Annotated in this window: 20 protein-coding genes; 17 read left to right on the forward strand and 3 right to left on the reverse strand. The window is 42.0% G+C overall.

Going from position 1 to position 23812, the window contains the following annotated elements; all coding sequences use genetic code 11:
- Positions 1-65 precede the first annotated feature (65 nt).
- Positions 66-1739 carry a pyruvate dehydrogenase complex dihydrolipoamide acetyltransferase gene (locus B050_RS0114425; RefSeq protein WP_018474645.1) on the forward strand — a complete coding sequence of 558 codons (1674 nt, stop codon included), beginning with the start codon at positions 66-68 and terminating at the stop codon, positions 1737-1739.
- A gap of 188 nt (positions 1740-1927) precedes the next feature.
- A complete protein-coding gene (gene hslV, locus B050_RS0114430) occupies positions 1928-2470 on the forward strand; it encodes an ATP-dependent protease subunit HslV (RefSeq protein WP_026235910.1) in 543 nt (180 codons plus the stop codon).
- Positions 2471-2666: 196 nt separating this feature from the next.
- On the opposite strand, the gene B050_RS0114435 is transcribed toward hslV, so the two are convergent.
- Together B050_RS0114435 and B050_RS0114440 are read right to left on the reverse strand one after the other, a co-directional pair.
- A complete protein-coding gene (locus B050_RS0114435) occupies positions 2667-5390 on the reverse strand; it encodes a tetratricopeptide repeat-containing hybrid sensor histidine kinase/response regulator (RefSeq protein ID WP_018474647.1) in 2724 nt (907 codons plus the stop codon).
- A gap of 511 nt (positions 5391-5901) precedes the next feature.
- On the reverse strand, positions 5902-6300 hold the full coding sequence (locus tag B050_RS0114440; RefSeq protein WP_018474648.1) for a Dabb family protein: 399 nt from the start codon (positions 6298-6300) through the stop codon (positions 5902-5904).
- Between the two features lie 204 nt (positions 6301-6504).
- On the opposite strand from B050_RS0114440, the gene B050_RS0114445 reads away from it, so the two are divergent.
- The 5 genes from B050_RS0114445 (at position 6505) to B050_RS0114465 (ending at position 11592) form a co-directional block, all read left to right on the forward strand.
- Positions 6505-7491, forward strand: a complete 987-nt coding sequence (locus B050_RS0114445; protein ID WP_018474649.1) for an aldo/keto reductase — start codon at positions 6505-6507, stop codon at positions 7489-7491.
- Positions 7492-7725: 234 nt separating this feature from the next.
- Positions 7726-8622, forward strand: coding sequence for an aldo/keto reductase (locus tag B050_RS0114450; protein ID WP_018474650.1), 897 nt, complete (start codon positions 7726-7728; stop codon positions 8620-8622).
- A 198-nt stretch (positions 8623-8820) separates the two neighbouring features.
- Complete coding sequence (locus tag B050_RS0114455; protein ID WP_018474651.1) at positions 8821-9141, forward strand: hypothetical protein; 321 nt, start codon at positions 8821-8823, stop codon at positions 9139-9141.
- A gap of 145 nt (positions 9142-9286) precedes the next feature.
- Positions 9287-10927 carry a SulP family inorganic anion transporter gene (locus B050_RS0114460; protein WP_018474652.1) on the forward strand — a complete coding sequence of 547 codons (1641 nt, stop codon included), beginning with the start codon at positions 9287-9289 and terminating at the stop codon, positions 10925-10927.
- Between the two features lie 29 nt (positions 10928-10956).
- The gene (locus B050_RS0114465; RefSeq protein ID WP_018474653.1) at positions 10957-11592 is read left to right on the forward strand and encodes a carbonic anhydrase family protein; all 636 of its coding nucleotides are present in this window, start codon (positions 10957-10959) and stop codon (positions 11590-11592) included.
- Between the two features lie 792 nt (positions 11593-12384).
- Here the strand turns inward: B050_RS0114465 and B050_RS0114470 are convergent.
- Complete coding sequence (locus tag B050_RS0114470; protein WP_018474654.1) at positions 12385-12732, reverse strand: single-stranded DNA-binding protein; 348 nt, start codon at positions 12730-12732, stop codon at positions 12385-12387.
- A gap of 306 nt (positions 12733-13038) precedes the next feature.
- Here B050_RS0114470 and B050_RS0114475 point away from each other — a divergent pair, with 306 nt between their 5' ends.
- From B050_RS0114475 to B050_RS0114520, 10 genes are all read left to right on the forward strand, one after another.
- Positions 13039-13398: a hypothetical protein gene (locus B050_RS0114475; RefSeq protein WP_169336263.1), complete on the forward strand. Its 360-nt coding sequence runs from the start codon at positions 13039-13041 to the stop codon at positions 13396-13398.
- A gap of 115 nt (positions 13399-13513) precedes the next feature.
- Positions 13514-14074: a YdeI/OmpD-associated family protein gene (locus tag B050_RS0114480; RefSeq protein ID WP_026235913.1), complete on the forward strand. Its 561-nt coding sequence runs from the start codon at positions 13514-13516 to the stop codon at positions 14072-14074.
- Positions 14075-14200: 126 nt separating this feature from the next.
- Positions 14201-14578, forward strand: coding sequence for a nuclear transport factor 2-like protein (locus B050_RS0114485; RefSeq protein ID WP_018474657.1), 378 nt, complete (start codon positions 14201-14203; stop codon positions 14576-14578).
- A gap of 75 nt (positions 14579-14653) precedes the next feature.
- Positions 14654-15133, forward strand: a complete 480-nt coding sequence (locus B050_RS0114490) for a hypothetical protein (RefSeq protein WP_018474658.1) — start codon at positions 14654-14656, stop codon at positions 15131-15133.
- A gap of 539 nt (positions 15134-15672) precedes the next feature.
- A complete protein-coding gene (locus B050_RS0114495) occupies positions 15673-16218 on the forward strand; it encodes an RNA polymerase sigma factor (protein ID WP_018474659.1) in 546 nt (181 codons plus the stop codon).
- A 72-nt stretch (positions 16219-16290) separates the two neighbouring features.
- Entirely contained in the window at positions 16291-16893 is a 603-nt protein-coding gene (locus tag B050_RS0114500; RefSeq protein WP_044202602.1) for a YceI family protein, read from the forward strand.
- A gap of 67 nt (positions 16894-16960) precedes the next feature.
- On the forward strand, positions 16961-17422 hold the full coding sequence (locus tag B050_RS22945) for a DUF6789 family protein (protein ID WP_018474661.1): 462 nt from the start codon (positions 16961-16963) through the stop codon (positions 17420-17422).
- 551 nt (positions 17423-17973) lie between these two features.
- Entirely contained in the window at positions 17974-19293 is a 1320-nt protein-coding gene (locus tag B050_RS0114510) for a DUF2254 domain-containing protein (protein ID WP_026235915.1), read from the forward strand.
- A 141-nt stretch (positions 19294-19434) separates the two neighbouring features.
- Entirely contained in the window at positions 19435-22386 is a 2952-nt protein-coding gene (locus B050_RS0114515; RefSeq protein WP_018474663.1) for an FAD-binding and (Fe-S)-binding domain-containing protein, read from the forward strand.
- 209 nt (positions 22387-22595) lie between these two features.
- On the forward strand, positions 22596-23744 hold the full coding sequence (locus B050_RS0114520; protein WP_018474664.1) for a glycosyltransferase family 4 protein: 1149 nt from the start codon (positions 22596-22598) through the stop codon (positions 23742-23744).
- The last annotated feature ends 68 nt before the right edge of the window (positions 23745-23812 follow it).

The following is a 23812-nucleotide window of genomic DNA, read 5'->3' on the forward strand; positions in this document are numbered from 1 at the left end:
TTGAATAAAGATATTTTAAGAACTATTTTTGACTAGCGTAAATTTGAATAGGATATAGAAAACTTATGGCCGAAGTAATAAGAATGCCCAAAATGAGCGACACCATGGAAGAAGGGGTGATCGCAGCTTGGTTAAAGAAAGTAGGAGACGATGTAAAAGCAGGTGACATCTTGGCGGAAGTCGAAACCGATAAAGCCACTATGGAGCTGGAGTCTTATGATGAAGGGGTGTTATTGCATATTGGTGTGGAAGAGAAAGACGCAGTTCCTGTTAATGGCGTAATTGCTATTATCGGTGAAAAAGGCGAAAACATCGACGACTTGCTCAAAGAGGTGAATGGAGACGGTGGAAGCACTGAATCCAAGAAAGAGGAACCTGCCGATGAGGCGCCAAAGGAGGAGAAAGAAGAGGAAGAGCAGACAGAAGAGAAAGAGGAAGCATCCACTGAAGAAATCGATACCTCTGATGTAAATGCTACCCTGATCACCATGCCTAAAATGAGTGATACCATGCAGGAGGGCACTATTGCTTCATGGCTGAAAAAAGAAGGAGACGAAGTAAAATCCGGAGATATACTTGCTGAAGTCGAAACTGACAAGGCGACCATGGAACTGGAATCTTACGAAGATGGAGTACTCCTTCATATTGGTATTCCTGAAGGTGACAGCGTCCCTATCGACGGGGTGATCGCAGTCATTGGTGAAAAAGGAGCTGATTTCCAGAAATTGCTTGATGCCCACGGACAAAAGTCCTCTGGTGGTCAAGAAAAATCTGCTGCCAAGGAAGAGAAAAAAGAAGAGCCTAAAGCAGAATCTAAGCCTGCTGATAAGCCAAAAGAAACTAAAGCTCCAGCTTCCTCATCCTCTGAAAATGGAAGAGTAAAGGCTTCTCCACTAGCCAAAAAACTAGCGGAAGATAAAGGAGTAGATATCGCTCAGGTCAAAGGATCTGGCGAAGGTGGACGAATCATCAAAAGAGATGTGGAGACTTTCGATCCAGCCTCTGCCAAGCCTGCCGCGGCCGAGTCTCAAGCTGCCCCTGCAGCTTCTGTAGGTCAGGAATCTTATACGGAGGAGAAGGTATCTCAAATGAGAAAAACCATCGCCAAAAGACTTGCCGAAAGTAAATTTACGGCTCCTCACTTCTACCTTACCATGGAAATCAATATGGATAAGGCGATCGAGGCACGTAAAAGCATGAATGAAGTGGCGCCAGTAAAAATCTCCTTTAATGATATGGTGATCAAAGGCGTGGCTGCATCCCTTAGACAACATCCTAAGGTCAACAGTAGCTGGTTAGGCGATAAAATCCGCTACAATGATCATATCCATGTGGGCATGGCCGTAGCAGTGGAAGAGGGTCTGCTAGTTCCTGTGATCCGTTTTGCGGATAGCAAATCACTTTCTCAAATCTCCCAGGAAGCCAAGTCCTTAGGCGGTAAAGCCAAGTCTAAAGAGCTTCAACCTAAGGATTGGGAAGGAAATACCTTCACCATCTCTAACCTAGGGATGTTCGGTATCGAAGAATTTACCGCTATCGTAAATCCACCGGATGCATGTATCCTGGCTGTGGGCGGAATCAAAGAAACAGCCATCGTAAAAGACGGCCAGCTTCAAGTAGGCAATGTGATGAAAGTAACCCTTTCATGTGATCACAGAGTCGTGGACGGAGCCGTGGGTTCTGCATTCCTAAAAACCCTCAAAGGCCTGTTGGAAGATCCTGTTAGATTATTGATCTAAGCTACAGAAGCATTCAGAATGCTATAAATAATATGTCAAAAAGTCCTGTTTGGTAATATCCTGACAGGACTTTTTGTTTTAGTATGGATTTTGTGAATACAGTTTAGCCTTTGGCCAGGTCTATAGGTTTTATGGATCTTGGGAGTAAAGGCGGATTTTTGACATTTATAATAGGACAGAAAGTACTTATGGAAAAATTAAAAGCCACCACCGTCGTGGCAATAAGACATAATGGGCAGGTGGTCATCGGAGCAGATGGCCAGGCAACCCTGGGCAATACCATAGCCAAAAGTAGCGTGAATAAAGTGCGTAAGTTACAGGGTGGCAAAATCGTTACTGGTTTTGCAGGTTCTACCGCAGATGCCTTCACCTTATTGGAGAAGTTTGAGGAGAAGCTGGGAGCCTTCGGCAATAATATGAAAAGAGCCGCCGTGGAACTCGCTAAGGAGTGGCGTACAGATCGTATGCTCAGCAAACTGGAAGCGATGATGATCGTGGCCGATTCTACAGACGTTCTCATCATCTCTGGTACTGGTGATGTGATTGAGCCTGACCTGGAGATCGCAACCATAGGATCTGGAAGTATGTATGCCCAGTCTGCCGCTCGCGCACTTAAGAAATTTGCTCCTGATCTTACCGCAGAGGAAATGGTAAGAGAAAGCCTAAGCATCGCCGCCGATATCTGTATCTATACCAATCATAATATTGTGATTGAAAAAGTGACGAACTAAGACTTATTAAATTTAACTCCCTCACAAAATCTAAAACCTAGGGGGGCTTAAGCTCGATATTGATGATCAGGTAGGTGAATCGGAAGGCCTGATTAGGGTGAAGAATCTCGAAAGTTTTAAAGGAGGACCTGAGATGAAGAAAGGTTGAGCCAAAAAAAGGCAGCTTAAATTTTTAAGCTGCCTTTTTTCGTATAGATCAAGCAGGCTGATGGGTGGAGAGGTACTTTAATAGCAGGTCCATAATGGCTTCTTTGTCCATAGGTTTACTAGTAAAGTCATCCAGCCCTGCGGCCTTACTTCTTTGTTTTTCATTATTAAGTATCCCCGCAGTCAAGGCAATGATGGGAACGTGATTTCCGGGGCTTTCCAGCTTTCGGATCATTTGAGTGGCCTCAAAGCCGTTGAGAACAGGCATTTGTATATCCATAAAAATTAAATCCAAGGGTTTCTCCTGGAAGATTTCCACCGCTTGCTTACCATTTTTTGCCGCATATAAGGTCGCGTTGGGTACAAGTGAGTTCAGGATTTTACGTGTCAGAAGCATATTCACCTGATTATCCTCAGCTACCAATATTTGAGGCTGAATCGGTTTTAATGTCTCAAGTTTCTTATTTGTATTTTGGTTTTGCTTAGGCTCTACATGGTGATCGGGAGAAAAAATCCGGTTCGTAACACCTATGAAGTCTGCCTTCTTAAAAGGTTTGATCAGATAAGTGTCAATAATATCAGGCAATACACTGTCTTTTACAAAGGCATTATGCATCAGGATAATCTTGGTCGTGGACTTGATTACCTTGAGTTCATTCTTCAACTTATTGACCAAGGTAACCCCATTGGTCTTATATAGACTTTGATTGACAAGGATAATATCCAGACTAGGCTCCGACTTTAAGTATTCAATAATTTTGTTCTCATTCGTCAGCCATTTGGTTTGGATATCCAGGTTATGAAGGGTTTTTAATACGACTTCTCCATGCGTCACATTTGCGTCAATTAACAAGGCTTTAAAGCCATTGCGAATCAAATGAGGCTCTTTATTATTCTTCGCCTTGGTAATAGGCAGCTCAAGGTCAAACCAGAAAACACTTCCCTTGCCCACCGTACTCTCGAGATGAATATAGGTGCCCATCATTTCCAATAGTTTTTTGGTGATGGCTAACCCCAGGCCTGTCCCCCCGTATTTTCGAGTGGTGGAGGAGTCCTCCTGAGTAAAGGCCGAGAATATTTTCTCTTGATTTTTAGCATTGATCCCTGTACCAGTATCTTTCACCGAAAACCTTAGGACGGTCTGCGCATCGGTAAGCACGAGCTGCTTTATTTGTAAGAGGATCTCTCCTTTGGAGGTGAATTTGATGGCGTTGCTCAGTAGGTTGAGCAGGATTTGCTTCAGCCTCACCTGATCGGTGGATACCTGATAGGGGATATCATCATCTATATCCAGTATCAGTTCTATTTTTTTCTTATGCGCTTGCAGCGCAATGAGATTTACGGTTTCGGCCCCAAGCTTGGAGATATTGGTGGCGGCATCTTCGATCTCTAGTTTGCCTGCCTCGATTTTGGAAAAATCCAGTATATCGTTGACGATTTCCATCAGTGCTTTGGCGGACTGATTGATGAGATTTACATATTGATGCTGGCCTGCGTCCAAGTGAGTGGAGGAGAGTAATTCTGAGAATCCAATTACCCCATTCAGCGGTGTCCTGATTTCATGACTCATACTAGAAATAAAATCCGATTTGGCCTGATTGGCACTATCCGCTTGCTGCTTGGCCTTACGCACTTTATAGGTGCTATAAAGGATAAAAGAGGCCACGATGATCATGAGGATAAATCCGGCCAGAAATATATTCCTTCGGAAAACCTGCTGCTCCAGTTGCTCCTGAATCAGTTTCTCATTGAAGGCCATCTCTGAATTTATAGCATCTAGCCTTTGATCGAAGTCAAACTTGGCTTCCAGGCGGCCCATGTTTTTGGCATTTATTTCCTCACGAATGGTATCTCTTAGTGCTAGGTATTGCTTTTGATAATATAGTGCTACTCTATAGTTACCGATGACCTCGTAATAGGAAGAATATTGCTTGGAGATTTTTACTAAATGCTCTCGATAATGGTTTTTATTACTTATTGCAAAGCCTTTGTCCAAATAGGATTTGGCAATATAAGGCTTGCCGGTATGGAGGTAGATATCTGCAATTCTATTAATGCAGGTTACGGTGGTGAAGAGCTGATTGTCACTTTTTACTAGGGACTTATAGGCTTCCAGGTAATTTTTGAGGGCTCCGGTAGTATCACCTTCCATCACTAAGATATCTCCATACGTTCGCTTAGCGAAGGCCTGCAAATAGGGGGTATTATTGGATTGCAGAAATGGGGTGATCAACTCTTTGGCATCATCAGGACGGCCTAAGCGGCTGAGGATATAAGCCATATTATTGAGTGCCCGGCCAGTGAGTACACTGTCCTGGAGCAGCTTGCTCTTTTCATAAGCTTGAGAAAAATATTCCAATGCCTCTTCAGGCTGACCAATTCCCTCACTATAAATAGCCCCAATATTAAAAAGAGACTTGGCTAATAGGCGTGGGTCATTAATGTCAGTGATGCTCTCATGCCCTTTGAAGGCATATTCTATTGCATCGGCATATTGATTCATGCGATAATAGATCCAACCCAAATGCACCATGCTTTCCGCTTCGCCAGCGACATATCCCTGCTCCTTAGAGAGGGCCAGTGCACGTTTGGAAGTTTTAAGGGCCTCCTTAATATTAGATTCGAAGTGTTTCTCAGACCACTGGTTTAGACTATCAATGAGCCCTTCCTGTTGGAGAGATTTACTGGGCGAACTGACCTGTCGAGCTAGAAGGGAGGTACTTTCGGTCTGCAATTGCAGAAGTATAATAAAAATGAAACCGTAAAGTTTCATAGATGAAATTTTTAGAATGAATACCTTGCTTTTGAACTGAGGCTTGGGTGAACCTGAATTTTTGTCAATTTAAGCTTTATTCAGTTATCTTTTACAAAAAATTGTTATTAGTTACCTAATTTGGATAGATTGCCCTGTTTTTTCTACTTATTATTTCCATATTGACCCTAAAACCCAAAATTCAATTTATTATTAATCACGAATCATTTACACTATTTTGACCGCTAGCAGCTTTTTTTCTCACCGATTCGTTAGGTCGGTTAACGCCCTTGTTCATTAATAGAATTCCTGAATACCTGCTGGGATGAGCCGGGTAAACCTTTTTCTAAATAGTTGAACCTGATGAAATAATAGATGCACTTAAGGATTTTAGATTGCCAACCTATTTGGAGCTTTAAGCCTGAGAGCTGAGCTCAAATTATTTAATGAAGGGAGCCGAGCTTTAATTGGAAATGGTTAAGGGATAAAAAAAATGCCGATATCAAGTATATCGGCATTAGGGAGTAAATTTTTAATCAATTTTGCTATCGTAAACTTGGACCTTCTTCCATTTGTCCTCATGATTTGCCACGAACTTGGTGTGATCCTCATGAAATTGGTAAATATTATGGTCCTCAATGGACTTAAAATGGACCGTAAGCGATACGTGAAAACTATGATCGACCACTTCACGCCTTTCGGTGGCAGCAGGTACGCCGATGTAGGCCTTCTGAATGCTATCAATTTTAATAAGATTTTCACAGCCTTTCATAAAGCTCTTCATATCATTTTGTGGGTCCTTGAGCCAAAAATATACTTGATGTATCATAAATGAACGTCCTCGGTCTTCTTCGGCTTGCGCTGACTGTACCACTAATGCTCCAGCTCCCGCTAAGCCTAATTTTTGTAGAAATGATCTTCTGGTTTTCATAATCGTGTAATTGAATGTCAAAACAACGTAAAAATGTATTTTGTTGCTGTAGTGATTTAATATGGTAAGGTAAATGTATTTATTTATCTTTCAAAACGATTTTGGTACAATCCTTGGACGTTCCTAATTGGTAAAAAATACCAATTAAGTTCTTTTTTAGTACTTATATATAACGATAAAAAACACGCACTAAAAGATAAAGACATGAAGTATAGAGCACTTGGAGATACGGGCATGAAAGTTTCAGAGATTTCACTTGGCACATGGCAGCTAGGTGGAGGATGGGGTGGTAATTTTGATGCCATCGCCGCACATAAGATTCTGAGTACCGCTGTAGATCAAGGCATCAATTTTTTTGATACCGCCGACGTTTATGATAATGGCCTCAGCGAAGAGGCGATTGGAAGATTTCTTAAAACTACCAATGAGGAAATTTTTGTGGCTACCAAATGTGGTCGTCATGTCTCCCCTCATGTCAATGAAGGCTATACGGTGGCCCTCCTTCGTAAATTCGTGGAAGAAAGCCTTCGCAATATGGACCTTGATACCCTGGATTTGGTGCAGTTGCATTGCCCTCCGACGGAGGTATATGAGCGAGATGAGATCTTCGAACTCTTTGACAAGTTAAAAGAAGAAGGTAAAATTCAGAACCTTGGGGTGAGTGTGGAGAAAGTCGAGGAAGCGCAACGGGCGATTCAATATCCCAATGTGAAGACGATCCAGATTATCTTTAATATGTTTAGACAAAAACCTGCGGAGGAATTTTTTAAAACCGCCAAGGAAAAGAATATCGGTATAATATCCAGAGTTCCTTTGGCCAGTGGCCTGCTCACCGGAAAGTTGCGCGCAGGAACTGAGTTTGACGAAAAGGATCATCGTAATTTTAACAGGAATGGAGAGGCCTTCGATAAGGGAGAAACCTTCTCTGGTGTGGATTATAGTCATGGCTTGAAAGCCGTGGAGGTTCTTAAAGAAAAGCTTGGTAAAGACCATTCTTTGGTGGAGAAAGCCCTGAAGTGGATTTTGATGCATGAGGAGGTCAGTACCGTGATTCCTGGGGCAAGTAGCCCTGAGCAGGTGATCGCCAATGCTGCCGTTTCTGATGCTTCCGGCCTCAGCAAAGAGGAGATGAATGCAGTCTCGGAAGTGTATCAGGAATGGATCCGTGAAGAAGTTCACAGCCAATGGTAATCTAAATTCACCTTGTGGGTGAAGCGGGATGGTTTTTTGCAAATCATAAAGGATTAAATCACTTAATAGTAAGAATAAAGAGGACTTCATTGGACGCTAAAGCAACAAACCATCTCGTAGCATTGACGAGGGCTTCCAGTTTTTTCACAAGACGCATTGTCTTTCTTATGGAGTAAAGGATAAAATAAGATTTTAATTTTCACGCATAAAAATGCTATTCAATTTAGATCAACCATGAATTATATCAGCCTAGGGAAATCCAATATTCAGATTAGTGAAGTGTCCTTTGGGACCATGTCCTTGAAGGGCGCCAAGAGCCATGACAAGGGACTGGTACGCAAAGCCTTTGATTCGGGAATCAACTATTTTGATACCGCCGATCTTTATGATAAGGGTGAAAATGAAAAACTGATAGGGGAGGCACTTAAGGAAATACGGTCCAAAGTGGTGATCGGAACAAAAGTGGGGAATCAGCTTCGTGCGGATGGTAGTGGTTGGGACTGGAATCCTCGCAAATCCTATATTCTGAGCGCCGTGGATGAAAGCCTGAGACGCCTGCAGACCGATTATATTGATTATTATCAGTTGCACGGAGGTACTTTAGAGGATCCTATGGATGAAACTATAGAGGCATTTGAGCGGCTAAAAGAGCAAGGGAAAATCAGAGAATATGGAATTTCTTCCATTCGGCCAAATGTCATTCGTGAATATGTAAAAAGGTCGAATATTGCCGGGGTAATGATGCAATATAGCTTGCTGGATAGAAGACCTGAAGAAGCCTGCTTTGACCTGCTCCAGCAAGCGGGGATTCCAGTGCTGGTGAGAGGAGGGTATGCCAAAGGTATTTTGCTGGATAAGGCTCCCCAGTCATTCTTGTCATGGTCGGTGAAAGAGGTGGAGCAGATGATGGAAGGATTAAAAGAGCTGGTACCGGCGCTGGATATCCGGCGATCATGGGTTTTACATTTTGCTCTGGCTCATCCCGCAGTGGGCTCCGTGGTTTCTGGAATTCGTACTCCAGATCAACTTGCAGAAACGCTGGAGGCCTATATGAAGGAAATCCCACAGGAAAATTGGTATCAGGATTTGAACCAGACTTTCCCAGCAAAAACATACCAAGATCACCGGTGAAAGAAGTTGAAGATTTTGTTTGTGAGCTATTAGTCAGCTGAATTTCGATGCTTATTTCCTTTAGGGGGGTGTTTCTGCTTGGGAATAAGAGGTAAATCAAAACTTAAATACTGCGTTTTTACAATATATTTTAAACTTTTGATTACTTTTGTCGTTATAATTAGTCGATAATTAGCCCAGTACAAACATTATTTTCACTTGAACCAAAGAAACACAAATATCAAAAAAGCGATAGCTGCCCTTTTCATGGTGCTGTTTACCGGGTTTATTTTTACCCCGGTAGTGGTGACCATTATGGACAGTTCTGTGGATGTTTCGATGTTTTATAATATTGTAGAAGAGGAAGAGGATACGTCTGAGACGCATACCCCTGACAAGTCAAAATTTTTGGGAATAGTAGAAGACTGGGATTTGGCTCTGGCCTTGACCAACGATAAAATCAGCGTAGATCTGCATAGGGAGAACAGCTACCCTTTTATTTTAGCGGATCAATTTTGCCCCCCTCCCGAACAGTCATAAGTAATACGTTCTTTGATCATACTATGATCAGCCTTGATTGGTGTTCCATGGCTTAGCCATGCTACATTAATTTGAGGATTTTAGTAGCCTGGCCCTATGGCAGGTTATAATTATCATTTCAAACGTTAACTTATTTATGACAAAGATGAAAAATCTCTTTGCGAATTTAAAATCAGATGTACCCTCTGGTTTAGTGGTATTTCTGGTAGCTCTTCCCCTTTGTTTGGGGATAGCCATGGCCTCTGGCGCTCCTTTATTTTCAGGTATTATTACTGGTATAGTTGGGGGTATAGTGGTAGGGCTTTTGAGTCAATCACATATTTCTGTATCTGGCCCGGCCGCCGGACTTACCGCCATCGTATTGGTGGCTATCCAGGATTTGGGAGCCTTCGAAATCTTCTTGGTGGCAGTGGTTCTCGCCGGACTTATGCAGCTTGCCTTAGGGTTTCTTCGTGCAGGAAGCATATCCAATTATATCCCTAGTAATGTGATCACTGGGATGCTTGCCGGTATTGGTGTTATTATATTTTTGAAGCAAATTCCTGTTGCCTTAGGCTCTAATGCCGAAATAGGTTCTGGCTTTGCTATTTTTACAGGCATTGCTGCATCTTTTACAGATGTGCAGTTTGGAGTGATCGTGGTGACCGTAGTTTCCTTAGGGATATTGATCGCCTGGGAAAAAGTTCCTGCTTTAAACCGTCTGAAACTGGTTCCTCCAGCTTTAGTAGCCGTAGTGTTTGGGGTTTTGGTCAATGAGTTTTTTATGATGACAGGCAGTGCCTTAGCCATCGGTGAAAATTACCTAGTGAGCCTTCCTGTACCCAGCACGCCTGAGGAGTTCAAAGGCTTAATTACCCTCCCTAAGTTCTCTGCCATTGGCAACCCTGAAGTGTGGATCGTTGCGGCAACTATCGCCGTAGTGGCCTCCATTGAGACCCTATTATGTATAGAAGCAGCCGACCGTATGGACCCTATGAAAAGGGTGACCAATACCAATGTAGAGCTGAAAGCACAAGGAGTAGGTAATATCATTAGTGGTATTCTCGGTGGTTTGCCGATGACCTCTGTGGTGGTAAGAACCACTGCCAATGTTAATTCCGGTGCAAAATCAAAGATGTCTGCCGTTGTTCATGGCATTTTCTTATTATTAAGTGTATTGACCATTCCGTTTATACTGAATAAAATACCATTGGCCACTCTGGCTGCGATATTATTGTTGATTGGTTTCAAATTAGCTAAACCTGCCACTTTTAAATATTTCTGGCAACAAGGGAAATACCAATTCGTGCCATTTATCGTGACGCTTAGTGGGGTTGTATTCCTTGATTTGCTTAAGGGTGTAGCCCTTGGGCTTGTGGTAAGTGTATTCTTTGTATTGAGAGGAAACTCTCGTCGGGTATATTACTTCAACAAAAAAGGCTACCAAAATGGAGATGTGATCCATGTAGATCTAGCGCAGGAAGTTTCATTCCTCAATAAGGCAGCTATAAAGCAGACCTTAAATCATATCCCTGAAGATGCCAATGTGGTCATCGATGCTTCTGACACCGTTTATGTAGCTCATGATGTTTTGGAGTTAATCAGAGAATTTAAAAACATTCAGGCAAAAGAAAGAAATATTACCGTTAAATTGGTAGGGTTCAAGGATGCCTATAATTTGGAAAACGATCTTGATGGATCAAACCATGTTTCTTTGGAACATAAAGAGGTATTAAATTACCGTAAAGAAGGAAAAACTTCCCATAAGGAAGTGATTACCGAGTTATTGAATGGAAACCAAAATTAAAATAAACCAAAAAGAATTAAGCTAAATCTATGAAAGCACACACCGCAGAAACTCAGGCTACCGTAACTCCGGCCAAGGCTTTAGAAATTTTGATTGAAGGAAACCAACGATTTGTTAATAATTTAAAGTTTAACCGAAATCTGCTAGGTCAGGTAAATGATACCAAGGATGGTCAGTGGCCATTTGCGATCATTTTGTCATGCATCGATTCTAGGACCTCCGCAGAGTTGATTTTTGACCAAGGCTTAGGCGATATATTCAGCGCACGTATCGCAGGTAATGTGGTCAATGAGGATATCCTTGGAAGCATGGAGTATGCCTGTAAGGTCGCTGGATCAAAACTGGTAATGGTCCTTGGACATAGCAAATGTGGCGCCATCAATGGAGCCTGCGCTGGAGTGAAAATGGGCAACCTTACAGGATTGCTTGAGAAAGTAAATCCTGCAATCGATGCAGTAAAAGCGCAGTCTAGCAATGGTACTTCTGACGCTGAGTTTGTAGAAGCCGTCGCTCATGAAAATATCACCCATACCATGGGAGAGGTGCTTCGAAGAAGTGAAGTATTAAATGAATTGTATGAAAATGGTGAAATAGCTATCGCCGGTGGTTATTATGACGTTGAAACTGGTGAGGTGGAATTCGTTAAATCCATGATAAAGGAATAAGCTATTCCCTCCTCAATAATCTTAAGGCTACTTCCCAGAGAAGTAGCCTTTTTTTGTTGATGATCTATTTCATCATTTCCCTTCCGAGCCGTTAAATACCTCAGAATTAACCAAATTACCGGCGCTGACTCGTTTGGTATGATTGTATAGCAGGTTCTCCGAGACTGTCCCGTTTGGTGTGGATTGGTCTGGTCTGGTGTACCTGGGTTTTAAGCTCTTTCCCCGTTTACTTTAGGATCTATGAAGGTTAAAAATAATTTCATATTGAAAACACTTTTAGTATCATTATGTGTTTCTTTTTCCATGTCCTTAGCTATCTGTCTCCTTAGGCGTAATAGCCATTCAGAGCTTCGCTAAAGTGTTTTATTCTGCCGGCTTATGTTAGGGACTCAAATAATAGTTCCTCTGAGAGTGGCCTTCACTGTTTACGATATTGGATAGAGAGACCTGCCCTAACTTCAAGCTTATCAATGTTCATGCACTTGCGGTAACGAATATGCTCTGGTCATAAACTAGCCGTTATTCCCTTTAATCATGGATGGATAATTTTTTTGTATGATCGCCTTCTTTTAGGTATCGCTTCTAACCCAAAGCTTGGGTGCTGGGCTTTTAATATTCTCTTCAATACCTGTGGATATACCTATCAAATTATTTATGACAAATAGATTTTGGAAATAATAAGTTGAAAAGTAGGAGGGGATGGACCTATTTATATCAGTGAGTCATATTCACAAAAGATTGATAGTTAAAATTGCCCCATACCTCCCAGGTATGAGGCAATTGATTTTGACTTTAGACTGTAGCTTTTTTATCGCCGAGTAGGACGACTTCATTGGCTTGGACCTCGGTGCTGTACCGTTTTTCGCCTTCCTTATTGGTATAAGAATGATTGATTAGCTTGCCTTCAATGGCGATTTCAGTTCCCTTATCCGTGTATTTATCAATGATTTCAGCCGTCTTGCCCCAGGCCACCACCTGATGCCAGGTGGTTTCATCTACTTTTTCGCCCTTATTATTCTTATAGACCTCATTTGTCGCCATGCTAAACTTAGCCATGGCGGTACCGTTATCCAATTTTTTGAAGTCGGCTTTGGCTCCTAGTCTTCCGATTAATTGTACTTTGTTTCTTAGATTGTTCATGATATTTGTGATTTTAGTGATGGATTATAATTCCTTTCTTAGCGCTCCCCTGCATAGGGGTTTTTATACTAAGGCGTCAATTAGGTTTTTTGATACTGTGGCTGAAATACCATTTTGATCCTTGTCTCTAATCGCTTGTAACAAAGGTGCATTAGAGGGGTATTTATACCCGATTTGCAAACGTTTATTTCCGTATCTAGTCGTATATAAATGCTTTTAAACGAATATAATCGGCTTGGTTTCCTTGCGTTTCTGATTAGAATTGGATAGATTCTATGGTTTTATTTCAAATTTAAAATCCTAGGCATGAAAGGAAAGATGTGTATGAACTGTGGGGAGCCTATGCAAGGTCGTTCGGATAAGAAATTTTGTGATTCCTATTGTCGGTCAAATTTTAATAATAACCTCAAGGCCAATCATTATACCCTGGTAAGGACGATAAATGATGTCCTGAAAAAAAACAGGAAGATACTCTCCGGAATCCTTGGAGACGAAATGGAAACCGCCAAAATATCGAGAGAACAATTGCTAGAGCGGGGATTTCAATTTAAATATCATACGCATTATTATAAAAACCATAAGGGAAATGTATATGTTTATTGCTATGACTATGGATACCTAAAACTCGATGAAATATGGTATCTCGTGGTCAGAGATAAGAGATAGCATAATAGAGCGTCAGCATGGGGCATTTAGCAGGGAACACAGAAGATTTTCTAGTTTGAAAGCTGTTGAAAGTATAATTAAGGTGTTAAAACAGAATGAAATTGTGACCACAAAAATGAAAGACAGGATTTGTCCTGCAAGTCCTAATGAATGGAGACAATGGTTAGCATCTAATCATTCTTCCTGTGCATCTGTTTGGGTGATATTTTATAAGGTAGGCTCCGCTAAGCATAATTTGACGTGGAGCCAGGCGGTGGATGAAGCCCTGTGTTTTGGATGGATCGATAGTACAAAGAAAACACTGGATGAGCACCGCTATATGCAGTATTATTGCCAAAGAAAACCCTCCAGCACCTGGTCCAAAATCAATAAGGATAAGGTCAAACTATTGATTGAAAAGGGGCTGATGAAGACTCCCGGGATGGAAGTCATCAATGCTGCCAAAAAGAATGGTACTTGGTCACTCATGGATGAGATCGAAAGTGGAATCATCCCCGCAGATGTGGAAATTGCCCTCGCTTCGGTTCCTGCAAGCAAAACCTTTTTTTTGAGCCTAAGCAAATCCATCCAAAAGACACTCTTGCATAAGGTCGTAATGGCAAAAAGACCCGAAACCAGAGCCAAGAGGATTAAAGAAATTGTAGAACTGGCTGGGAAAGGGCAAGTTCCAAAGTGAGGTTGTAAAATTGAAACTTTAGCTTAAAAAAGAGTTTTTTAGGTGTTATTGTTCTATATGTTTTCTAAAAAATAATTTATATTAGATTCAGCATAATTTTTGTAAGCCGACAGACCTATAGTTAAAATGAAAATAAAAATCGATAGTGACTGTGGAAATGCCCCCAAAAAGGAATTTTTGAAGGATTTTAATATCGCCTTTGCCGCTGGAGATACCGCTTATCTTCTAAAACATGTCTGCGAAGATTTTACCTGGAATTTGATAGGGGATAGGCAATTGGAAGGTGTTCAGGAATTTTCGGATGAGCTAGCTAAAATGAAAAGCCATAAATTAGCTGAATTGCACCTTGAGCGAATCCTAAGCCATGGAAAAGAAGGCGCAATCAGTGGAATTATGCATATGGAAAATGGAAATCGATATGCCTTTTCTGAGTTTTATGAATTTACCAGCGCCAAAGGCCACCAAATAAAATCCCTAACTACGTATGTAATTGAAATTAAGTAAATAACTCGACTGGGGATCACGCAGCCATAGCATTATACCAGTTCTCATCTTATTACTAATTAAATCAAAATTGAAATGAAATTACAATTCTTGAACTATAGCCTTATTGTTGTGATAAGTATTCTTTTTGTAGGCTGTCAAAAGGCAGCCAATCAAAAGGAGCATTCTGAGACCGAGACCAACAGCAAAGAAGTGCTACAGGAATCCGCCGCTGATACCCCTGCGGGATTGGTGGATTTTTTGGGAACCTGGGAGGGTCCAGATCATTTTCCGCTGGTCGAAATACGGTACGAAAATAAGCAGGTCCATATTCGTGAAGTCTATGGTTTGGATGCTGATAAAGGAACCAAATACACTGCCAGCTATGCTGACCATAAAATCACTGCCGAGGGCGAGGAAAAGAATTTCTATAAATGGACTTTACCCCAATTTAAACTCAAAGGGGATAGTCAGGAGGTCATGGAATTTATGTCCGGGCTGGGGCCAGTGGATCTAAAGCCTAGTTCTCAATCCATGCCGCAGATTGATTACCTGCCCCCAAGAAATAATGATTAATCAGGGTTAAAAAATCAGCCATTTTTAATAGCCGCTAAGTCCGAAGCCACTTATTTTTTATATGTTGTTATAGTAAGGTTTCATACTTCGGGTCCTATCGGGCCTTGAGGATTATATAAAAGGTTCATATTGGGTTAGGCTTTTTACTGAACATCCTCCTTTTGCAGAATCGAAGCTCTGTGAAATTGATTCTATTAGGGAATAGTTTAATGTTTTTTATTGCGTAAGCGGTATACCGCTAAACCTGCGGAGGATTATGACCGTATTGTAAAAGCTTAATCGAGAGCTGAAAACGAGGATTTCCTCTAGCGTGGCATCCAAACCTTGTTTATTAGTGGTTAGAAAATACCTTTAAAGCTTTTTAGGGGATATTAATTGTCAAATATTATTGGGTTTCCGCAATTTAATTGATTAAATTTTATATTATTTTCTAAATAAAGAGTTGAAAAATAGTGACTTATGGAGGTTTCTGTAGGTGACTTATTATTTAATAGAGCAAACAGAATTTTTATATTCTAAATAATGATATCAACAGGAACATGAATGATATACTGGTTGACTTAAAGACAGAAAGTAATATAGCTTTTGGGAAGTTGTATAAGGACAATTTTGGGAAAATTTCCAAGTTTGTAAAGAACAATGGGGGAAATGAGGATGATGCTGAAGACTTATTTCAGGAAGCGATGATGATTTTAGTCAATAAGCTTCGTCAGGATGAATTTCGGCTTTTCGCTTCTATTAATACGTATATTTATGCTATTTGTAAAAATCTATGGTTCAAAAAGCTAAGGAATAAAAACTTCCAGGTGTCTATAGATGAGATAGATAAGAGTGATTTCAGGAATTCGATCAATGAATCCATAGAAGATGAAAAGAGTTATTTGGAGAAGCTAAAAGGATACTTGTCCAAAATTACGGATCATTGTAATCGGCTGATCCACGATATATTTTTTCAGGAAAAAGAGATAGAGCAGATTCAAAAAGAGTATGGCTATAAATCAAAGCATAATGCTCAGAATCAAAAATATAAATGCGTAGAGCAAATTCGCAAAATCAAGGAGCAAGAAGAAAATATTAAAAAATAATTTCTCCCTCGGGTGATTTTTTGAAGCTATTGGTATTAACAGATAAGTTTAACAATTTAAAATTTATCAATCATGGTTTCAACACTCAAAAAACTAAGTCTTGCCGTTTTAGTAACAGCAATAAGTGCAGCAGGTGTCCAGGCGCAGGATGCTACAATGTGGCAAATAGACAAGGCGCATACTTCTGTCAACTTTTCAATAAGTCACTTTTTTACGCCTGTGACTGGCAAATTCAATGAATTCGAGGGAGCGATGAGTTTTGATCCTGATCAGCTGGAAGCTAGCTCAGCATCCTTTACCGTAGCGGTCAACAGCGTGGATACGGAGAATGAAAAAAGGAATAATCACTTACAGTCTCCAGACTTCTTCGATGCTGAGACCTACCCATCGATGAGTTTTACTTCTACAAAATTTGAGGAGATTAGAGAAAATGAATACCTCATTCATGGAAAACTGACCATCAAGGATGTCACCAAAGAGGTGTCATTACCTATGACGGTAAAGGGCCAAATGGATCACCCAATGAAAGAAGGCATGGTGATTCTGGGGCTTACTATAGATCTTTCTGTCGATAGAACAGACTATGGGGTGGGCACAGGCGATTGGGCTGCCACTATGGTGGTGGGCGATGAAGTGGAGATCCATATCCCTATGGAATTGCATTCTACCAAATAATCATTAACCCTATTTAGTGCCCTTTTCCACCACAATGGCGGGAGGGCACTATTAAACTAAGAAACATATGAATCCTAAAATTCAAAAAACAATTCTAGCAGGGCTTATCGGCACCGCCGTTATGACCCTTATTATGATACTGGCGCCCATGATGGGAATGCCAAAGATGTCTGCTCCAGGTATGCTTTCGGGGATGCTGGGAACGCCACTTTTTGTTGGCTGGCTGATGCATTTTATGATCGGAATCATGTTTGCCTTTGCGTATAGCTATGCTATTTTATGTTTGTTTAACCACAAAATCCAGAATATCTACCTCAAAGGAGCGGTTTTTGGATTTATGGTTTTTGTGGTCGCCCAGATCATGATGGCGATAATGGGTGCCATGATGCCTATGCCTGATATGGCGGGATCCAAAGCCCTGATGATGTTGGGTAGCCTAATGGGACATATCTTTTATGGTATTACAGTGGCCAAAACCGTGGGTGAAGAAGCCTGTGAGGTGAAACCCGATGGCAGCCAGGCGAAGTGATCCCAGAGGGAATTAAGGTGATTGAAGTACACTAAAGCCTTAGTCTTTTGCTAAAAATTATAATGCACATAATTCTGGCGTATAGTAACGAAAGAAATTACAGATTTGCATTGACTCTACTAGTTTACAATGGCCTAGATAAGCAAATGCCTATTTAGGTTTCGAAACCAAGGGTTCATCCCTTGGTTTTTTTTATGGCCTGTGCATTTTTCCACGTCCAAGGAATATGGCTTTACCGGTAGTTTACGATAGGCTCCCGCAAGGAGATATTTTATGGTTTCAATAGCCTCACTTTGGTGCTAGCCATCTAAACAAAAAAGCTGATTTTTTGCCTGTTTTTGAAAGAAGGAAGATGATGGGTATAGAAAGAATCACGCATAAAGGCCAAAATTGACCTACTTTCCGATAAGGTTATTTTTAGAGAATAAGGTGAAATTGGAAGGTAAATCGGTATTTCCGGACTGAAATATCATGAATTAGATCATTTAGACCTATGAAGACTAGGATGTATCGGTTTGAATTGATTTAATTTGGTAAAAAGTACTTAAGCTGTGAAAACGAAACTACAATATTTTTGGTCCACCCTGCAATCCTCTTTTTGGTTCATCCCTTTGATGTTGATTTTGGCAGCGATGGTGGCGGCAGTGGCCTTGGTGTATGTGGATGAGGTCTGGGACTTTGAGCCCGAGGGAGTTTTTAGGTTTCTCTTGGTGGGGAGTGCTGATTCTGCTCGCAGCATTTTATCGACGATTGCTGGAGCCATGATCGGGGTGGCGGGCACGGTATTTTCCATCACTCTAGTGGCCTTGACCCTTGCTTCCTCGCAGTTTGGCCCACGCCTGCTACAAAACTTCATGCATGATCGTATTAATCAGGTGGTGTTGGGATCCTATATAGCCACATTCACCTATTGCCTGATCGTGCTAAGCACCGTGAAGTCCAGCGATTCTTTTAATTTCTTGCCTGTCTTAGCGATTAGCTTTGCTTTGTTTTTGGCGGTAGTAAATATCTTCCTATTGGTTATATTCATCCACCATATTGCGGTCAACATCCAAGCAGATCAGGTGATCTCTAAGGTGAATATGGCCCTTAATCAAAATTTCACCAAATTATTTCCTGAGATTACAGATGGTTCTTTTGAGCAAGAAAAGGATCATGATAGCCATATCCAAAGGCTCAAGGAGGTATCTGGTAAATATTCAATAAAGATCCGTAAAAGCGGATATGTTCAGCATATTGATTATAAGTCATTAATAGCAATAGCCAAGGAGAATGATGTTTTCTTGGAAATTCGAACTCATGCCGGGCATTTTCTGGTAGAAGGCCAGGTGGTAATAGAAGCCTATCTCAGAGGTGATATGTTGGACAAATGGGAGGATAAGGTCACAGATGCTATAATCGTAGGACCCAAGCGCACTTCACTTCAGGATGCTGAATTTGCGATTCGGCAAATGGTGGAAGTCGCTTCCAGGGCCTTGTCACCGGGAGTGAATGATCCCTTTACCGCCATCACCGTAATTGATAAGTTGACCGATTCGATAGCTTACCTGACTAGGGCGCAGATGCCCGGGGCGTATAGGTATGATGATAGGGGGCAGTTGCGCCTGATCGTGAAGACCATGTCTTTTTCCGGCATCGTGAGCATTGCCTTTAATCAGATCCGGCAGTTTGGCCAGGGAAGTCCGGCGGTACTGATCCGGCTGATGGAGGCCATGCTGACTATACACTCTCTCTGTCGGACGGAGGACCAAAAGCAGGTGGTGCTTCTTCACGCCAGGATGATCCATGAAGCAGCGAAACGAAATTTTGGAGAGCCCCGAGATTTGGCCGATCTTGAGGATAGATATGCTAGCATATGTCCGATTGACTAGAATATTGTATGGTTTTATAACTGTATAGGCTAGCCAAGAGCAGCCTTTAGCTTACTTTAGAAGTGATCTGTATTATAAATTTTTTAACAGATATTTTATTTTATTATTCATTAGTTGGCTGATCTGTTTTAATTTTATGTCATGTCTAAAGAAGCAGCGAATTTATCACCTCAGTTGGACCAATTGGCGAAAGAGTTAGAAGGTGATTTACATTACGATCAACTTATGAAAACCCTCTATGCAACGGATGCTTCCGTGTATAGAGAAATGCCCTTGGCAGTTGCCTTTCCGAAGTCCAAGGAAGATATAAAAAAGCTAATCCATTTTGCGAAGCAAAACCACACCTCACTAATTCCTCGGACGGCGGGGACTTCCCTCGCTGGACAGTGTGTGGGTGATGGCATAGTGGTGGATGTTTCAAAGCATTTTACCTCCATATTAGAGTTCAATAAAGAGGAAGGATGGGTACGTGTGCAGCCGGGAGTGGTGAGAGATGTGCTCAATGCATTCCTTAAGCCTCATGGCTTTTTCTTCAGCCCTGTCACTTCCACCGCCAACAGAGCCATGATTGGGGGGATGGTAGGGAACAATAGCTGCGGCACCACCTCTATAATATATGGCTCCACCAGAGAGCATACCTTGGAGATCCAGACGATTCTCAGTGACGGCAATGAAGCCATATTCCATAAAATAAGTAAACAGCAGTTTGAGGAAAAAAAGCAGCTTCCGGGGCTGGAAGGTGATTTATATCGCATGATCCAGCAGGAACTTCAGGATCCTCAAACTCAGGAAAACATCCGAAAAGAATTTCCTAAGGCCACCATTCATAGGAGAAATACAGGATACGCAGTAGATTATTTATTAGAGTCGGAAGTGTTTAGCGACAGCGATGCTTCTTTTGACTTCTGCAAATTGCTATGTGGATCAGAAGGCACCCTGGCGTTTACCACCGAGGTAAAGATCCACTTGGATCCACTGCCCGCCCCAAAGGATGTGGTGGTGGCGGCTCACTTCACCACTTTACATGAAAGTATGATAGCCACACAGCTGGCGATGAAGTTTAAGCCCACAGCTTGCGAGCTGATGGATAAGATCATCCTGGACTGTACCAAGGAAAATATAGAACAAAGCAAAAACCGCTATTTTGTAGAAGGAGATCCTGAGGCGGTCTTAATGGTAGAATTTCGAGGGAATACTGAGGAAGAAGCGCTTGCTCAGGCGCAGCTTATGATCGATGCGATGAAAGCCGCCAATTTGGGCTATTCCTATCCACTCATCACTGGGCAGCGCACCAGTAATGTGTGGGCATTGAGAAGTGCGGGACTTGGCCTCCTGGCAAATATCCCCGGTGATCGCAAGGCGGTGGCTTGTATTGAAGACACCGCAGTAGATTTGGATGATCTGGCGGATTTTATTGCTGAATTTGGTGAAATAATGAAGGGTTTTGGTCAGAAGCCGGTGCACTATGCCCATGCAGGGGCTGGCGAGATCCACCTAAGACCAATTTTAGATTTGAAAAAATCCGAAGACGTTCAGGATTTCTTTAAGATCACTGAGGCTGTAGCTAAATTGGTGAAGAAATATGACGGCTCCTTAAGCGGTGAGCATGGTGATGGCCGAGTTCGGGCTGCCTTCATACCTATTATGGTGGGTGAGGAAAATTACCAGCTCTTCCGCAGACTTAAGCAAGCTTGGGACCCTAATAAGATTTTTAATCCCGGCAAAATAGTCGATACTGCTCCCATGACAAGTTTCTTGCGCTATGAGCCAGACATGGCTACGCCTGAAATTGAGACCGCTATGGACTTTGGTCATGTCGGGGGAATATTAAGAGCCGCAGAAAAATGCAATGGCTCTGGAGACTGCCGCAAAACACCGGTTTCCGGAGGCACCATGTGTCCCAGCTATATGGCGACCAGAAATGAAAAAGACACCACTCGTGGGAGGGCCAATACCTTGCGGGAGTTTTTGACCAAAAACACCCAACCTAATCCTTTTGATCATCCTGAAATAAAGGAAGCATTGGACCTATGCCTTTCCTGCAAGGGATGCACCGCTGAATGTCCCTCCAATGTGGATATGGCCAGCCTCAAGGCGGAGTTTTTACACCAGTACCACAAAACACATGGGGTACCCTTGCGAAGTAAGGCTTTTGCCTATATCAATAACCTAAATGAACTCGGCAGCCTAGTGCCAGGGCTTACCAATTTTTTCATGACTAATAAGGCCACGGGATCTGCCATGAAAAAAATGCTTGGGGTAGCTTCGCAAAGAAATTTACCCACGATAGCCAAGGTGAGCCTGAAAAAATGGTATCAGAAAAACTATAAATCCTTAGCTGCTCCAGATAAAAAAATAGGCGCCGTCCATTTCTTCTTTGATGAATTTACCAATTTCAATGACACAGAAATAGGTATTAAAGCTATCAAATTATTACATCATCTGGGCTATGAAGTGAAGATGGTGGACCATCCGGAAAGTGGAAGGGGAGCATTATCCAAGGGCCTCCTAGACCGGGCAAAGGCCATGGCGAATAAAAACGTTGCAGCATTTAAAGATAAGGTTTCCATCAGTGAGCCTTTAGTAGGCGTGGAGCCTTCGGCAATTTTGAGTTTTAAGGACGAGTATCCCCGACTGGTAAATGCTGACTTGGTAGAAGATGCTAAAAACCTGAAGCGACATGCGATGATGGTAGATGAATTCCTCGCCAAGGAAGCCATGAGAGGTCATATCACCGCTGAGCAATTTAGCACAGCCACCAAAAAGATAAAGCTACATGGGCACTGTCACCAGAAGGCACTTTCTTCTGTAAGCTTTACCGAAAGGCTATTGAGCTTACCCCAAAACTATACGGTGGAAACCATCCCTTCGGGCTGCTGTGGTATGGCAGGGTCTTTTGGATATGAGGAAGAACACTATGAGGTCAGCATGACTGTGGGTGACTTGGTCTTATTTCCAGCTGTACGAGAGGCTGCCGCCGACACGCTTATCGCTGCTCCTGGAACCTCCTGCCGCCACCAGATCGCTGATGGCACAGGTAAGAAAGCCTTGCACCCGGTAGAAATCCTCTTTGAAGCTGCGGGGCTCTCCTGATTTCCTGGGAAAGGAAAATAAATTCCAAACCCTACTTTTAAACCCATTCTGGTTATTTGATTAAGCCAGGATGGGTTTATGATTTTGTAGGCAAAAATATTTTTGGTCACATATTTGTTAGCTTGCCTATCAATAACGTTAATTATGCCAAAAGAAAGTGTTTTCCTTCGTTAATTAGGTATATATTTGTGCTTTTAAAATAGAATTTAATGCCAAAGCTGATACGGATCACCACTGTACCCCTCTCCCTAAAACAACTGCTTTCTGGGCAAATGAAATACATGAAAGCTGCTGGATGGGAGGTAAAGATGGTGAGTGCAGATGGGAAAGAAATTAATGAAATCATCAATAAGGAAGGGTGCGAGCATTTTACAGTTCCTTTTACCCGAAAAATCACTCCTTTTCATGATTTAGTATGCCTGTGGAAATTATACACGTTTTTTAAAGAAGAAAAGCCCGATATCGTACATACTCATACCCCCAAAGCCGGCTTGCTCGGCATGGTTGCGGCTAAGCTCGCTGGGGTCAAAGTTCGTATCCATACCTTGGCGGGCATGCTTCATGTCACTCAGGAGAATAATAAGAAGAAATTACTGGAAAATACCGACCGGTGGACCTTTAGTAATGCCACACATATTTGGCCGAACTCAAATTCAATGAAGAATTTTATCCTTAAAAATAACTTCACCCAATCGGCGAAGGTGGAAGTCCTGGGACATGGCTCTTCCAATGGGATAGATTTAGAGCGATTTAGCAGGGAAAACCTGAAGGAGAATCACCTGGTTGCTGCCACTATGCGGGTGATGCCCGGTGAAAATGACTTCATTATCCTTGCGGTGGGCCGATTAGTCAGGGATAAAGGTATCGAAGATCTTGTGAAAGCCTTCCTGGAATCCAAAATCACCAATAGATCAAAATTAGTTTTGCTTGGAGATTACGAGCAGGAACTTGACCCTTTGGATGAGGATATCCTCAGGAAAATTGAAGATCATCCGCGGATCGTTCAAGTGGGATGGTCAGACCATGTGGAGCATTATTTGGCGATTTCTGACGTATTAGTACACGCCTCTTACCGGGAGGGATTTCCAAATGTCCTGCTAGAAGCTGGAGCCATGCAAGTGCCAGTGATTTGCTCAGATATTATGGGCAATACAGACCTGATCCAAAATAAAAAAACAGGCCTAGTCTTTCCGGTGAAAAACCTTTCGGTGCTTAAGGATGCCCTGGAGTTCGCTTATGTGAAAAGAGATTTTATGCAGGATTTGGCTGATAACCTCTATAAGCAGGTGGTGGAAAATTACGATAGAAAGAAAATGCAAGCTTTGATATTGGAGAAATATACCAAGTTATTGTCCTGATTTTTTGCTTTCGAGAGTGGAGCCGTGCGGAGTTTTCCTCTGCGGGCATTGTAGGTTGAAAGTTATAT

This window comes from Echinicola pacifica DSM 19836, assembly GCF_000373245.1.
Classification (GTDB): Bacteria; Bacteroidota; Bacteroidia; order Cytophagales; family Cyclobacteriaceae; genus Echinicola; species Echinicola pacifica.

Bases quoted from the DNA above. Each gene is read 5' to 3' on its own strand.
- B050_RS0114460 (WP_018474652.1), top strand. From the start codon at position 9,287: ATGAAAAATCTCTTTGCGAATTTAAAATCAGATGTACCCTCTGGTTTA.
- B050_RS0114450 (WP_018474650.1), top strand. From the start codon at position 7,726: ATGAATTATATCAGCCTAGGGAAATCCAATATTCAGATTAGTGAAGTG.
- B050_RS0114490 (WP_018474658.1), top strand. From the start codon at position 14,654: ATGAAATTACAATTCTTGAACTATAGCCTTATTGTTGTGATAAGTATT.
- B050_RS0114500 (WP_044202602.1), top strand. From the start codon at position 16,291: ATGGTTTCAACACTCAAAAAACTAAGTCTTGCCGTTTTAGTAACAGCA.
- B050_RS0114480 (WP_026235913.1), top strand. From the start codon at position 13,514: ATGAAAGACAGGATTTGTCCTGCAAGTCCTAATGAATGGAGACAATGG.
- hslV (WP_026235910.1), top strand. From the start codon at position 1,928: ATGGAAAAATTAAAAGCCACCACCGTCGTGGCAATAAGACATAATGGG.
- B050_RS0114495 (WP_018474659.1), top strand. From the start codon at position 15,673: ATGAATGATATACTGGTTGACTTAAAGACAGAAAGTAATATAGCTTTT.
- B050_RS0114470 (WP_018474654.1), bottom strand. From the start codon at position 12,732: ATGAACAATCTAAGAAACAAAGTACAATTAATCGGAAGACTAGGAGCC.
- B050_RS0114465 (WP_018474653.1), top strand. From the start codon at position 10,957: ATGAAAGCACACACCGCAGAAACTCAGGCTACCGTAACTCCGGCCAAG.
- B050_RS0114515 (WP_018474663.1), top strand. From the start codon at position 19,435: ATGTCTAAAGAAGCAGCGAATTTATCACCTCAGTTGGACCAATTGGCG.
- B050_RS0114445 (WP_018474649.1), top strand. From the start codon at position 6,505: ATGAAGTATAGAGCACTTGGAGATACGGGCATGAAAGTTTCAGAGATT.
- B050_RS0114425 (WP_018474645.1), top strand. From the start codon at position 66: ATGGCCGAAGTAATAAGAATGCCCAAAATGAGCGACACCATGGAAGAA.
- B050_RS0114520 (WP_018474664.1), top strand. From the start codon at position 22,596: ATGCCAAAGCTGATACGGATCACCACTGTACCCCTCTCCCTAAAACAA.
- B050_RS22945 (WP_018474661.1), top strand. From the start codon at position 16,961: ATGAATCCTAAAATTCAAAAAACAATTCTAGCAGGGCTTATCGGCACC.
- B050_RS0114485 (WP_018474657.1), top strand. From the start codon at position 14,201: ATGAAAATAAAAATCGATAGTGACTGTGGAAATGCCCCCAAAAAGGAA.
- B050_RS0114435 (WP_018474647.1), bottom strand. From the start codon at position 5,390: ATGAAACTTTACGGTTTCATTTTTATTATACTTCTGCAATTGCAGACC.
- B050_RS0114440 (WP_018474648.1), bottom strand. From the start codon at position 6,300: ATGAAAACCAGAAGATCATTTCTACAAAAATTAGGCTTAGCGGGAGCT.
- B050_RS0114475 (WP_169336263.1), top strand. From the start codon at position 13,039: ATGAAAGGAAAGATGTGTATGAACTGTGGGGAGCCTATGCAAGGTCGT.